The organism is Nonomuraea sp. NPDC003754, from assembly GCF_053605785.1.
In genome coordinates this window covers 1-12,978 of record NZ_JBSGJX010000086.1, presented here as the reverse complement: position 1 = coordinate 12,978, position 12,978 = coordinate 1, and the positions used below count along the sequence as shown (strand labels likewise).

The window sequence follows — 12,978 nt, the reverse complement described above, 5'->3', positions numbered from 1 at the left end:
GCCACCTGGTCGCCACGCGACAGGGCGGCCTCGACGAAGTCGCGGCCGAGGCCGCGGGACGAACCGGTGACGAACCAGACCTTGCTCATGATGTCTTTCCGTTCTTTCTGCGGTGGCGGTCACGCGACGGGGTCAAGGCGATCACTCGTGACGTCGTGGTGCCGCGTGGATCGTCCGCGCGGCGTCCCGACGACCATGAGGCACCGGCGACCCGACCTTTGTGACAGCGCGGTCATGTGACGTATGCCACCGATCACGGGTGTCACAAAGCGGTCATGGGCGGCGTCTCGTGAATGGACCACAGTCGAGAGCGAACAGGCAGGAGCCGCCTATGAACGAGCGCAGCGGGCCAACGACGGGCACAGTCGAACCGCCCGCCGGCGGCGGCCGGATGGCTCGCGCCACCGAGGTGTTCGTCGCCCACCGCAACCTGCTGTTCACCGTCGCCTACGAGATGCTCGGCTCGGCGGCCGACGCGGAGGACGTCCTGCAGGAGACCTGGCTGCGGTGGATGAAGGTCGACCTGAGGCAGGTGCGTGACCAGCGCGCCTACCTGGTCCGGATCACGACCCGGCGCTCACTCGACCGGCTGCGTGCCATGAGCCGCCGTAAGGAGGACTACGTCGGCTCCTGGCTGCCCGAGCCGCTGCTCACCGCGCCGGACGTGGCCGAGGACGTCGAGCTCGCCGCAAGCGTGTCGATGGCGCTCATGATCGTGCTGGAGACGCTGTCGCCGACCGAGCGCGCCGTCTTCGTGCTGCGCGAGGCCTTCGGCATCAGTCACGACGAGATCGCGGCCGCCGTCGGCAAGAGCCCCGCGGCCGTCCGGCAGATCGCACTTCGCGCCCGCCGGCACGTCGATGCCCGCCGCCCTCGCGAGGAGGTCGCCCCCCACCAGGCCCGGGCGGTGTTGGAGTCGTTTCAGGCCGCACTCGAGACCAAGGACCTGCAGAGCCTCCTCGACGTGCTCGCCCCGCAGGTCGTCCTGATCAGCGACGGCGGCGGCGTCAAGCGGGCCGCGCCGCGGCCGATCACCGGAGCCGGCAAGGTGGCCCGTTTCGTCGTCGGCGGCCTCGGCAAGGCCCAGGTCGCGCTCACCACTGACCACACGGTGGTCAACGGCAACCCGGCACTCATCCTCCGCGTGAACGGCGAGATCGACGGCGTCATAGCAGTCCGGGTCGAGCACGCCCGCATCACCGGCCTCTACTACGTCCGCAACCCGCAGAAGCTGACCCGCGTTGAATCCGAGACCCCACTCACGCTGACGTAATCCTTCAGCCGCCGCATGATCACGATTGCGCGACCGTGGGGAGCTCCCCGAGCGAAGACATCTGCTCATCGTCAGAAGCGCGTACTGGTCACCCCGTAAAGCACGCTCTCTTCGAGGAGCGGACATGGCCCATGACGGCCGTGCGATCACGCTGCCCAGGTCGCCGGCAAGCAGCACAAATCTCGGCCAGATCCATTACCAGGAGGTCATTCATGACGAAGAACGTCGCCGACGAACTCGCCGGTCTGCAACTGCCGGTCGAGCGGGGCTGCCCCTTCGCTCCGCCCGCCGCCTACGAGCGACTGCGCGAGCAGGCGCCGATCAGCAAGGTCCGCCTGACCAGCGGCGGCGAGGCGTGGTGGGTGTCCGGGCATGAGGAGGCCCGTGCCGTCCTCACCGACGGCCGCTTGTCCTCCGACAAGCGCAAGGACGGCTTCCCGCTCTTCACCCTCGATGCGGCGACCCTGCAGCAGCTCCGCAGCCAGCCGCCGTTGATGCTCGGCATGGACGGCGCGGAACACTCCGCGGCCCGCCGGCCCGTGATCGGCGAGTTCACCGTGAGGCGGCTGGCCGCGCTGCGCCCGCGGATCCAGGACATCGTCGACCACTTCATCGACGACATGCTCGCCGCCGACCAGCGGCCGGTCGACCTGGTGCGGGCGCTGTCCCTGCCGGTGCCGTCCCTGGTGATCTGCGAACTGCTCGGCGTCCCCTACACCGACCACGACTTCTTCCAAAGCCGCACCACCATGTTGGTGCGCCGGACCTCGCTGGAAGACCGCCAGCGAGCCTTGGCCGAACTGCGCGCCTACCTCGACGACCTGGTCACCCGCAAGGAGTCCGAACCTGCCGACGACCTGTTCGGCCGACAGATCGCCCGGCAACGCCAGGAGGGCACCCTCGACCACGCGGGCCTGGTGAGCCTGGCCTTCCTGCTGCTGACCGCCGGACACGAGACCACGGCGAACATGATCTCGCTCGGCGTGGTCGGGCTGCTCTCCCATCCGGAGCAACTGGCCCTGGTCAAGGCCGACTCGGGCAGGACGCCCATGGCCGTGGAGGAACTGCTGCGCTACTTCACCATCGCCGACGGGGTCACCTCCCGCGTGGCCACCGAAGACGTGGAGATCGGCGGGGTGAGCATCAAGGCCGGCGAGGGCGTCATCGTCTCGGCCCTGTCGGCCAACTGGGACCCGGTGGCGTTCAAGGATCCGGCCGAACTGGATGTCGAGCGCGGGGCCCGCCACCACCTCGCCTTCGGATTCGGCCCGCACCAGTGCCTCGGCCAGAACCTGGCCCGGATGGAGCTGCAGATCGTTTTCGACACGCTGTTCCGCCGCATCCCCACCCTGCGGCTCGCCGCACCGGTCGAGGACCTGCCGTTCAAGACCGACGCCGTCATCTACGGCGTTCACGAACTCCCGGTCACCTGGTGAGCAGGACATGATGCGGATCAAAGCGGACACCGGCCTCTGCGTCGGCTCCGGCCAGTGCGTCCTGACCGAGCCGGCCGTCTTCGACCAGGACGACGACGGCATCGTGGCGCTGCTGACCGATCACCCCGACGACCGGAGCGCCGCGCAGGCGCGCCACGCCGTCACCCTGTGCCCGTCCCGAGCCCTGTCCATCCTGCAGGAGTAGGCCCTACCCAGGTGGACTACACGTCCGTGCCAAGGCCTTGCCTTCAGTTCGTCCGAGCTGGAGGCAGGACGAACCGGGCCGCTGCCGACCGCGTGGATCAGGGAGTCGTAGCCGGTCCTGCCCCCGCTCAGCTCGGCCTTGCGCCCGGCCGCGTCGATCCGGGTCATGTTGTCGACCACCAGCCGTACGCCCTCGGCCAGGATCTCGCGGTGGTCGACGACCGCGTCGTGGGATCCGCCCACCAGGTGGTGGAGGCGCAGACGCGGGACGAAGACCCGGCGCGGGTTCGCAGCGCGGGTGCTGCGCCTGGCCGCGGTCGGCGCCGGGTCACCACTGGGAGATGAGCGGCGTGTCCGGTTCGTGCTGCCGCCAGGCTTGGGTGAGGCGGGCGAGGCGGGTGGCGGCGGCGATGCCGCGCACGGTTGCGATCTTGCCGTCGGTGATGTCGAACGTCACGGCGCCGACGACGTGGTCGCCGAGCACGAAGAGGATGGCGGGGGCGCCGTTGACGAGCGCGTAGTTGATGGCGGGCGTGCCGCCGGCCAGTCGCCGTTTCGCGGGTGTGGGTTTGAAGCCGGCCCGTGCGATGGCAGCGATGCGCTGCGGAGTGTCGTACCGCAGCAGCGTCTCGGTCAGGCCGGCGCCGTCGGAGATCGCGGTCGCGTCGTCGGTGAGCAGCGCCGCCAGCCGTTCGGTGCGGCCCGAGGAGGCAGCGGCGAGGAATTCCTCGACGATCCTGCGGGCGGATGCCAGGTCGACTTCGCCGCCGCCGCGGCGGCGGGCGGCGGTGATGCGGCGCCGGGCCCGGTGGAGGTGCTGCTGGCTTGCGGACTCGGTGATGTCGAGGATCTCGGCGATCTCGGCGTGGCTGTAGGAGAACGCTTCGCGCAGGAGGTAGACGGCCCGCTCGACGGGTGACAGGCGCTCCATGAGAGTCAGCACGGCCAGGGAGACCGATTCGCGTTGCTCGAACGTGTCGGCAGGGCCGAGCATCGGGTCGCCGTCGAGGAGCGGTTCGGGCAGCCAGGCGCCGACGGTGCGTTCGCGGCGGGCTTGTGCCGAGCGGAGCCGGTCGAGGCACAGGTTGGTGACGACCTTGGTCAGCCATGCTTCCGGCACCTTGATCCGCTGCCGGTCGGCGGCCTGCCAGTGCAGGAACGCATCCTGCACGGCGTCTTCGGCGTCGGCGGCGGAGCCCAGCAGCCGGTACGCCAGCGAGGCCAGCCGGTTCCGGCTGGCCTCGAACCGACTGGTGTCGAAGCGATCAGTGGCGGTGCTGTCCACGCGGACCAACCCTAGTCAGGCGGCTACGCGAGCGCCTTCTCGGCGGACGCGTCCGGCGCGGCGGCCAGGCGGCGCCTGCGCTTGGGCAGGCCGAAGGTCGGGTGCGAGATGCCCCACAGCGAGATCTTGAGGATGCCCGTCTTGATCCGCGCGGCCTTCCGGCCGCCCACATACGTCGGCTTCGCTCGCGCTTCGTCGTCGACCATCTGCAGGATCCCGTCCCGCCGCCCGAGGCTGATGTGGTTGCCCGGGTAGACCAGCTTGGTGTTGGCAATCTCGCGGCCGGTCAGGCGTCCCACGATCGCGTCCGTGGCCTGCCGGCCGGTGTAGCCGGCGGTAGCGCAGGACATCGGCAGCGGCCGGCCGTTGTCGCCGATGGCGTAGGCGCTGTCGCCGGCGGCGTAGACGTTCGGGTGCGAGACCGACCGCATGGTGCGATCGACGACGATCCGACCGTTCTCGGTGACCTCCAGCCCGCCGGCGGCGGCGATGGGGTTGACCGCGAACCCGACCGTCCACACGGTTGCGTCGGACGCCAGGGCGGTGCCGTCGGCGCACAGCACCCGCGTCGCTTCGACGGCTTCGACGCTGGTGTGCTCCAGGACGGTGATGCCCAGCCGGTCGCAGGCCTCGCGCAGGTGGCTGCGGGCCCCGGCGGAGAGCCGCGCGCCCAGCTCGCCGCGGGCGACCAGCGCCACCGACAGGCCGGGCCGGGATTCGGCGATCTCGGTGGCGGTCTCGATGCCGGTCAACCCGTCGCCGACGACCAGCACGCTCCCGCCTTCGCCCCGCCTGCCCAGGCTGTCCAGGCGCTCGCGCAGGCGCAGCGCCGAGGGCCGGCCGGTGACGTCGAAGGCGTGCTCGGCCACGCCGGGGAAGCCGCGGTCGGCGACGTGGCTGCCGAGCGCGTAGAAAAGCGTGTCGTAGGCGAGCTCGCCGCCGCCGTCGGCGTCGGCCACGGCGACGACCTGGCGCTCGGGGGCGACGGCGGTGACACGGGCCAGGCGCAGCCGTATCCCCGTGCCCGCGAAGACGTCGGCGAGCTTGCGAGCCTCGATCTCCTGGCCGGCCGCGAGCTGGTGCAGCCGCAGCCGCTCGACGAAGTCCGGCTCAGCGTTGACCACGGTGATCTCGCTGTCCGCCGGCGACAGCCGGCGGGCCAGGTTCCCGGCCACGTAGGCCCCGGCATAGCCGGCGCCGAGGACGACGATGCGGTGCTTCATGCGTTGCTCCTGTCGGTTCGCTTGCTCCCGGTGACTTGAGCGGAACGGCGCCCCGATTGCTGACAGGAACTGCCTGTGGCATGGGTCACAGAGCGGCAGGAGCGCCGCCCGACGATGCTCGCGACGCCGAGGCGGCGCAGACACAGGCCGAGCTGAACGAGCCGGCAAGGCCGAGCAGCCGGCTATTCGCGGGGCAGCGTGCGGGCGAAGTGGGCCGCTGCGGCGTCCACTGCCCTCGTGACCTGCGGTTCCTGGTCATAGAAGGCGAACTGGTCGCCCTCGGTCCAGACGAACTCCTTGGGCCCGGCCAGCGCGGCGTGGAAGCGCCGCGCCCCGTCCGGGATGGCGGCGTCCTCGCTGTGGACGAGCAGGACGGGCTGGGTGAGGCGGGAGGCAAGGGAGATCGAGTCGTAGCCGAGCCAGTCCCGCCATGCCATCACCGCCAAGCGGTTGGGCCACTGCGGCAGGCCGCCGCGGTCGGGGTTGAGGTAGAAGTCGATGTCGAACGGCATGGCCGCGCGAGGGTCGGAGCCGCTGACGACCGGCACGTACTCGACCTCGCCGGTCGCCTCGTACTTCGCGCGTGCCCGTACGGCCTCGGCGAGCCTGCCCGCGACGCCTTCCTCACCGCCGTACACCTCCCGGCAGATCTCGGGGTCGTGCAGCCAGGGCGCGACGAGCGCCAGCGACCGGATGCGCGGATCGTCGACGGCGTTCCCGCTCATGTACATCGCGGCCGCGCAGACGCCGAGGGCGCCCAGACGGGCGGCGTTCACCGCAGGATGTTCGGCGAGGAAGGTGACCGCGTGGTTGATGTCGCCGACCTTCCGTTCCGGCATCTCGTAGTCGCGAGGCTCGCCCTCGGATTCGCCATAGCCGGTGAAGTCGAAGGACAGGGCGGCGAACCCGCGGGCGGCGAGCCGTTCGGCGTACCGGTCGGCCATCAGCTCCTTGACGCTCGTCCAGGTGCCCGCCACCACGATGCCCGGCGCCGGGCCGGCGCCGCCGGGCAGAAACAGGTTCCCGGTCAGCGCCACGTCGCCGGCGGAGAACTTCACCTTCTGCACAGTGGTCATGAACGTCTGCTCCTTCGATCAGTTCGCATAGGTCAGTTCGGCTCTGGTGATGGACGAGCCGTCGACGGTGAAGGCGTAGTAGGCATCGAAGCCTCCCTGGCCGCCGGGGGCGAAGCGCACCAGGAGGCGCTGGTGACCGGGCCGGTTCTCGGCGACTTCGATGACGGTCAGGCTGCCGCCGATGACCTCGGCCCTGGCCCAGTCACGGATCGCGCCGCGACCCTTGAAACGCCGCCCGACGTCAATGAGCTCCGCGTCGGCGGCGAACGCTCCCGCCAGCGCGTCGAGGTTGCGGTCGTTGACCGCGGCGACGTAGGTGTTCACCGGCGCGAGCAGCCCGCCCGCCCCTTCCTGGGGGGTGTCCGCGCAGGCGGCGGGCGTCTTCGCAGGGTCCTCGGCGGTCAGCTCCCGCGCGACGGCCTTGATGTTCTCCTGCACGATGGTCGGAAGGTCCGCGACCGGTGGATGGCCGGGGTAGGCGCGGTCCAGCTCGGCGGTGATCGACTTCTGCTCGCCGGGGGCGACCGTCCTGCCCTCGGGCGAGTCAGGGGCGACGGCCGGCCGGACCAGCCCGCGGAACACCTGGAGATACCGGCGCTGCTCGTCGATCAATGCGCGGGCCGGGCCTGCGGCACCGTGCCCCGGGTACATCGTCCTGGCCCCGGAGAAGCGCCCACCGAGCTGATCGAGGATCTGGAGCCAGCCACAGCTGGTGCCCTCGATCAGCGCGGGCGTGACCTTACCGGTCGCCAGGTCACCGGAGAAGAGGTCGCCGGTGTCGGGACGGTAGTAGACGTTCGCGGTGTCGGACTCGCCGTGGGCGAACGTGGCGGTCTCGAAGCGGAGGCCGCCGGCCTGCAACGGTGCGCCGTCCTCGAAGGTCCGGTCGGCGTAGGTGATCCTGGCGGGGAAGTCCGCGTTCGCCGAACGGGCCAGCGGGTAGAAGCCCCGACTGTCCTCCCGCATCGTCTTGTCGGTCGCCTTGGACGCGTAGATGGGCGCTTGGGGGAACGCCTCGTGGAAGGCGCCCGCCCCGCCCACATGGTCGGGATGGGAGTGGGTGAGCAGGATGGCGGCGACCGGCTCGCCGGTCTTCTTGATCTCCGCCACCGCTTTCCTGGCATCGGTCGGCGTGCGGAGGGTGTCGATGATGACCAGGCCCTCCGGTGCCTGGATCCAGTAGGTGTTGACCGAACCCGGGTTGGACGAGGCGAAGCGTCCCGGCTCCACCTTTCGCGCGGGCTGCGCCACGGGCTTGTCGTCGTTCGAACAGCCCGCCACCGACGCGATCGCGCATGCGGCGGCGGAGCTTGCGGCGAGAAGGCGCCGCAATCTCTGGTTCATCTGGAGCTTTCGTGGAGTCGGGATGCTAGGGGGTTCAGCGGAAGTCGTCCGCGTGGGCCTGTGCCCACTGCTCGAAGGTGCGGGGCTCGCGGCCGGAGACCTCGCGGACGGTCGGGCGGACGATCGACTCGTCGAGCGAGCCGTTCACGTAGAAGTCGAAGAACGCGTCCACGTACTCGACGGGCATGGTGGCGAGCAGGTCGGTGCGCGCCTCCTCGTTCGTCAGGCCCACGAACTCCAGATCGCGGCCGAGGGCCCTGGCCAGCACGGCGACCTGGTCGGCGGGCCGCATCGCGACCGGACCGGTCGGCCGGAGGATCTCGCCCCGGTACTCGTCCGACAGCAGCGCGCGGGCGGCGACGGCCCCGATGTCGTGCGGGTCGACGCTCGCCGTGCGGACTTCAGGGAAGGGGACCCGCACCCGATCGCCGGACCGGAGCTGCGGCAGCCAGCGCAGGGCATTGGACATGAACGCGCTCGGCCGCAGGAACGTCCACGGCAGCCCGGACTCCCGCACGGCGGCCTCGGACGCGGCCATGAAACGGGTCACCGCGTTGGTCATGTCGCCGCTCCCGGCCGAGCCGCCGGACAGCAGCACGACCTGTTCCACTCCCGCACGCCGGGCCTCGGCCACCAGGCCCGGCATGTCCTCGTACCCGGGGAGCAGGAACACCGCGCGGGCCCCGCGCAGCGCGCCGGTCATGCTCTCCGGCCGGTTGAGGTCGCCCGTCACCGCCTCGACGCCGTCCGGCAGCGGTACGGTGTCCGGCTTCCGCACCAGCGCCCGGACGGGTTCACCGGCTGCGGCCAGGGCCCGGACCACTTCGGAGCCGACGTTGCCTGTCGCGCCCGTCACCAAGATCATTTCATTGTCCTTCACAGGGTGTCTACCAGGGGAGGGGACGGCCGTCGCGGAAGAACCCGCCGGTCGGGCCGTTGTCGGGCAGTGTGGCCGCCCAGACGACGCCGGCCGCGCCCTCGGAGACGGGACGGCCGCCCGGTCCTCCCATGTCCGTCGCGACCCAGCCAGGGCAGATCGCGTTCACGAGGACGCCGTCACCGCGAAGCTCCGCCGCCAGCATGCGGGTCAGGGCGTTGAGGGCCACCTTGGTGGTGCCGTACGCCGGGGTGCCGCCGCCCATGTTGGTCAGCGAGGCCGCCTCGCTGGACACGTTGACGATCCGGGGATGCGCGCTCTCGCGCAGGAGCGGCAGCAGCTCCTGGATCAGCCGCCAGGGACCGTACAGGTTCGTCTCGGCGGCCTCGCGGACGACGTCCAGGTCGGCGGACGCGCCGCCCTGCCAGGTGTCGTAGGTGATGGCGGCATTGTTGACCAGAGCGTCCAGCCGCCCGTACCGCTCGGCGACGGCGGCCGCCGCCCCCGCGATGTCCTCCTCGGAGGTGACGTCGAGCCGTAGCGGGACGACGTCACCTCCGAGTTCCTTGGCCGCGGTCTCGGCCGCCTCCGGCGATCGGGCGGTGAGGAGGACGGTGTGGCCGAGTGCCGCCAGCTGGTGGCAGACCTCCCGGCCGATCCCACGGTTGCCGCCGGTCACGAGGGCGATCATCCGTTCCCCGCCGCCAGGGACATGAGGTTCCGGTTGCCGTCGGCCCAGGTGGCGGTCATCACCACAGCGCCGATCTTCCACACGCCGTCCGACCGGACCAGGTCGAAGCGGTAGGTGCCGCCCAGCGTCCACAGCGACGAGCCGAACGGATCGGTGAGGCGGTGCGTGGCCTGGAACGACGCCGTGCACAGCGCGGTGTCGCCGTCGACGGTCACCAGGTGGTTCGTGATCAGGTGCTGCGTGGCGTCGAACGCGCCGAGCAGGCCCGACCATGCCTCGACGATCTGCGCCGGCGTCAGCACGGCAGGCTCGCCGCCGTTCAGGCTGGTGTAGTCCAGCGTCACCGAGTCCGCGAACACCTCGCCCAGGCGGTCCCATTCGCGCTGGTCGGCGTGCCATGCCATGCGGGTACAGGTCTCGATGATCGCCAGGCGATCCTCCGTGGTACTCATGCCGCAATCGTGGCGTTGACCTTTCCCGCACGTCCAATATCTGCTGTAATAGCCGACGGTTATGGATGCTCATCTGCGTGACATGAGGTATTTCGTGGCCGTGGCGGAGGAGCTCAGCTTCACCCGCGCGGCCGAGCGCCTGTACATCTCGCAGCCGGCGCTCAGCAAACAGATACGCCAGCTCGAAGAGCTGATGCGGGTGAGGCTGTTCGACCGCGACCGGCGCACGGTACGGCTCACCGCACCGGGCGAGGCGCTGCTGCCGGCCGCCCGCGAGCTGCTCCGGCAGTGGGACGAGGCCCAGCGGGCCGTCGGCGACGCCGCGGCCGCCGAAGCCTCACGGCTGACCGTGGGCATGTCGACCAGTGTCGGACGCGGCCTCCTGGGAACGCTGCGGGAACGGTTCACCGCCCGCCGTCCAGGCTGCGACCTGCGGCTGCGCCAGGTCAACTGGACCGACCCCACGGCGGGCCTGGCCGAGGGCGAGGTCGACGTGGCGTTCGTCTGGCTGCCGTTCCCCGGTCAGGACGATCTCAACGTCCGGGTCGTGGCCCGAGAGCCGCGCTGGGTGGCGTTCCGGGACGACCACTGGCTCGCCGAACGGGACGAGGTCGACTTCGCCGAGCTCCTGGACGAAGAGTTCCTGGCGCTCCCCGAAAGCGCCGGCCCGCTCCGCGACCACTGGCTCGCGACCGACGAGCGCGGCGGGCGGCCACCGGTCGTCTGCACGACCGTGACGAACGCCGAGGAGACCTTCGCGGCGCTTGAGAGCGGCGACACCATCGTCCTGCTCGCCGCCGGCAACGCCGAGATCTACCGGCGGCCGGGGATCATGACCATCCCGGTCACGGGTCTGTCCCCGAGCGCGCTCGCCCTCGCGTGGCGGCCCGGCGATCACCGCAGCACCATCCGCGACCTGGTCGAGGCCCTGTCGCCCGACCCACAGCGCCTCCAGACGTGATCCCTCGTACACCCCTGGTGGTCGTGACACGGGTGCCGCCCCCTGCCCGCATTATTCGATAGATCCGCTTTCCTGGTCGCTTGTACAGTGACGCCAGGCGTCAGGGGAAGGGGATCATGCGCGTGCACTGTCGGTCTTCTCGGTCGCCACGGCGGGGCGGCGCCCGCCCTTGCTGCCCTTGGCCTCGGCGGCGCGCAGTCCGTCGTAGGTCAGCTCGCGCTGGAGGTCGCGCTGGAGTTCGCCGGCGGCGAGGGTCTGCACCATGAACTTCACGGTGGACAGCAACTCCTCGGTGCGCGGGTGGCGGGCGGTGAGGTCCATCGCGGAGAACGCGCCGTCGTGGATGCGCAGCGCCACCTGGTCGCGGTGAAGGACGTCGAGCACGTCGAGGATGTGCCCGGTGCCGCGTACGAGGCGGAACATCTCGGAGATGTGCACGGTGTCGCCCGGTGAGCAGTTCGCGGAACTTCGGGCGCTGAAGGAGGTGGAGGCGGCTGGAGGTTCCCGGGTCCTCCTCGAAGACGATCGGGTCCTCGATCCCGACCTCGTCCAGGACGAGGTTCTGCCGGGCGGTGGACTGCTGGTCGGTCGAGACCCGCTTGGAGACCAGGTTCGCCACCGAGGGCCCCTTCCGTACGGAGGATCGGACCCTATCTGTCATCAAACCCTGTCAGAAATCGCCATCGGATCTGATTGGTTTCGCGGCGCCGTGAACCCCCGGATTGCACGGGTTCATTGGACGCGTCGCTCGCCTGTCGTCAAACGATTCGTTTGACGACAGGTGTAGCGAGATCGGCTCGTACAGGCCCGCGTGCCTGCCAGTATGAGTGTCTACCGACTGCAACAGCCAAGGGAGTCGTCCACGTACCGCCGCTCGCCGTTAGGAGACTGATCATGTCCGGCTTAGCTCTCTACTACCCAGATGTGTTCGTTCAGGACGAGACATGGCTGAAGGCTGCTGCCCTTTACTGGCCCAAGATCGCGCGCTTGAGAACCCTGGACTACCCCGATCTTGACTCACCGACTGGCAGAGCGCTGCAGGACGAGTTGAACTTCTTCGTCGACATAGATCCCGAGCTCTATGGCCGGGACGTCGCGGAGGACTTCATCCGTTGGTTGCGAAGCTCGGATGATCCGGAGCGTTGGGCAGAGGAGGCGCGCGTATCGCGGGAGAGTTTCGACGAAGACCTGTTGACTCGCCCGTCCGTGCAGGTCCCCGGTATGCCACTCACCTTTCCTTACCGATGGGTCGAATCGGAGGTCAGCGGTGATGTCGGGCTCCCGTTCTGGGTCCTGGAACGGGGCCTCGCGGTGATAGCCAGAGACAGAGTCGGACGGTCTTGGGTGCGGTTGGAACGACGCCTCGCGCAGGTGTACATCGCTGCGCTCGCACGCAACGTTGCCGAAGCCAACGGCATGGCGATGGTCACGGATCAGTCCGGCCTTCCCGGACTCCCCCATGGGTGGGGGAGCGAACCGGCCGTGTATGACTACACCGGCATGAACCCGGAGGCGATGTACGCGGTAGTGGCGCTTCGCTCGGTGCTGCCGCGTGGTTTGGAGGACATCCCGGTCCAGCGCATTGTGCAGGCCCGCCGGATGCTGGCGGACGAATTCGATGCCTTCCGGCAGCGTGTCACCGAGCTAGGAGATTCATTCGCCGAGATGGCAGCGAGCCAGGACCCGGCCGTTCTGCGCGCTCGTGTGGAAATGGCGGCAGACCGAGACATCCGCACCATACTCGGAGACCTTGAGCAGGGCCTGCGCTCGCAGCGCCTCGAACCCATTCGGGCAATCTTCTCCCTCCAAACACCGGAGGTGCCGATCGTGCTGTCCGTCCTGGGCGCGACGTTTGCGGGCCACGGGACTTTGTCCGAGACCGCTCTCGGCGCCAGTGCGATCGCGGCGTGTTTCGTGAGTGCGGGCTCACGTGTGGCAGCCAGCGCTGCTGCTGCTCGCCGATCGCCTGCGGGGTATCTCCTGGGACTGCGCGAGGAACTCGATCCGCAGGGTCTGATCGACCGGATTCGGAGGAACAGGCGTCATGTCCGCCGCAGGGGTTAGGAGCTGTTTCTTAGATCTCCTGACGGTGAGCGCTGGTCTTGTCACTCTTGGCATATGGGTCGTGGTGATCTGACGAACGCCGAGTGGGCACG

14 protein-coding genes are annotated in these 12,978 nt (G+C 69.8%); 6 read left to right on the top strand and 8 right to left on the bottom strand.

Annotated elements, in window-relative coordinates; all coding sequences use genetic code 11:
- The 4 genes from ACWEVS_RS45160 to ACWEVS_RS45145 form a co-directional block, all read left to right on the top strand.
- Positions 1-224: hypothetical protein (locus ACWEVS_RS45160; protein ID WP_449931553.1), on the top strand; the 224-nt coding region annotated here is incomplete at its 5' end.
- Between the two features lie 107 nt (positions 225-331).
- Positions 332-1,273, top strand: coding sequence for an RNA polymerase sigma-70 factor (locus ACWEVS_RS45155; protein WP_452557278.1), 942 nt, complete (start codon positions 332-334; stop codon positions 1,271-1,273).
- A 212-nt stretch (positions 1,274-1,485) separates the two neighbouring features.
- Positions 1,486-2,709 carry a cytochrome P450 gene (locus tag ACWEVS_RS45150; protein WP_449931549.1) on the top strand — a complete coding sequence of 408 codons (1,224 nt, stop codon included), beginning with the start codon at positions 1,486-1,488 and terminating at the stop codon, positions 2,707-2,709.
- Positions 2,710-2,716: 7 nt separating this feature from the next.
- A complete protein-coding gene (locus ACWEVS_RS45145) occupies positions 2,717-2,914 on the top strand; it encodes a ferredoxin (protein ID WP_452557276.1) in 198 nt (65 codons plus the stop codon).
- 327 nt (positions 2,915-3,241) lie between these two features.
- Here the strand turns inward: ACWEVS_RS45145 and ACWEVS_RS45140 are convergent, their stop codons facing one another.
- From ACWEVS_RS45140 to ACWEVS_RS45110, 7 genes are all read right to left on the bottom strand, one after another.
- A complete protein-coding gene (locus ACWEVS_RS45140) occupies positions 3,242-4,198 on the bottom strand; it encodes a sigma-70 family RNA polymerase sigma factor (RefSeq protein ID WP_452557274.1) in 957 nt (318 codons plus the stop codon).
- 23 nt (positions 4,199-4,221) lie between these two features.
- Positions 4,222-5,421, bottom strand: coding sequence for an NAD(P)/FAD-dependent oxidoreductase (locus ACWEVS_RS45135; protein ID WP_452557272.1), 1,200 nt, complete (start codon positions 5,419-5,421; stop codon positions 4,222-4,224).
- A 182-nt stretch (positions 5,422-5,603) separates the two neighbouring features.
- Positions 5,604-6,497: an alpha/beta hydrolase gene (locus tag ACWEVS_RS45130; RefSeq protein WP_452557270.1), complete on the bottom strand. Its 894-nt coding sequence runs from the start codon at positions 6,495-6,497 to the stop codon at positions 5,604-5,606.
- Positions 6,498-6,515: 18 nt separating this feature from the next.
- Positions 6,516-7,778, bottom strand: coding sequence for an MBL fold metallo-hydrolase (locus ACWEVS_RS45125; RefSeq protein WP_452557268.1), 1,263 nt, complete (start codon positions 7,776-7,778; stop codon positions 6,516-6,518).
- A gap of 97 nt (positions 7,779-7,875) precedes the next feature.
- Positions 7,876-8,706 carry an NAD(P)H-binding protein gene (locus tag ACWEVS_RS45120; protein ID WP_452557266.1) on the bottom strand — a complete coding sequence of 277 codons (831 nt, stop codon included), beginning with the start codon at positions 8,704-8,706 and terminating at the stop codon, positions 7,876-7,878.
- A gap of 22 nt (positions 8,707-8,728) precedes the next feature.
- On the bottom strand, positions 8,729-9,409 hold the full coding sequence (locus ACWEVS_RS45115) for an SDR family oxidoreductase (protein WP_449931535.1): 681 nt from the start codon (positions 9,407-9,409) through the stop codon (positions 8,729-8,731).
- Positions 9,406-9,861, bottom strand: coding sequence for a nuclear transport factor 2 family protein (locus ACWEVS_RS45110; protein ID WP_452557264.1), 456 nt, complete (start codon positions 9,859-9,861; stop codon positions 9,406-9,408). Before ACWEVS_RS45110 ends, ACWEVS_RS45115 begins: the two co-directional genes overlap by 4 nt.
- An 82-nt stretch (positions 9,862-9,943) precedes the next feature.
- Here ACWEVS_RS45110 and ACWEVS_RS45105 point away from each other — a divergent pair, with 82 nt between their 5' ends.
- Positions 9,944-10,822 carry a LysR family transcriptional regulator gene (locus tag ACWEVS_RS45105; protein ID WP_452557262.1) on the top strand — a complete coding sequence of 293 codons (879 nt, stop codon included), beginning with the start codon at positions 9,944-9,946 and terminating at the stop codon, positions 10,820-10,822.
- A 114-nt stretch (positions 10,823-10,936) separates the two neighbouring features.
- Here the strand turns inward: ACWEVS_RS45105 and ACWEVS_RS45100 are convergent, their stop codons facing one another.
- The gene (locus ACWEVS_RS45100; RefSeq protein ID WP_452557260.1) at positions 10,937-11,245 is read right to left on the bottom strand and encodes a hypothetical protein; all 309 of its coding nucleotides are present in this window, start codon (positions 11,243-11,245) and stop codon (positions 10,937-10,939) included.
- A gap of 471 nt (positions 11,246-11,716) precedes the next feature.
- Between ACWEVS_RS45100 and ACWEVS_RS45095 the strand changes: the two genes are divergently transcribed.
- A complete protein-coding gene (locus ACWEVS_RS45095) occupies positions 11,717-12,886 on the top strand; it encodes a DUF6236 family protein (RefSeq protein ID WP_452557258.1) in 1,170 nt (389 codons plus the stop codon).
- The last annotated feature ends 92 nt before the right edge of the window (positions 12,887-12,978 follow it).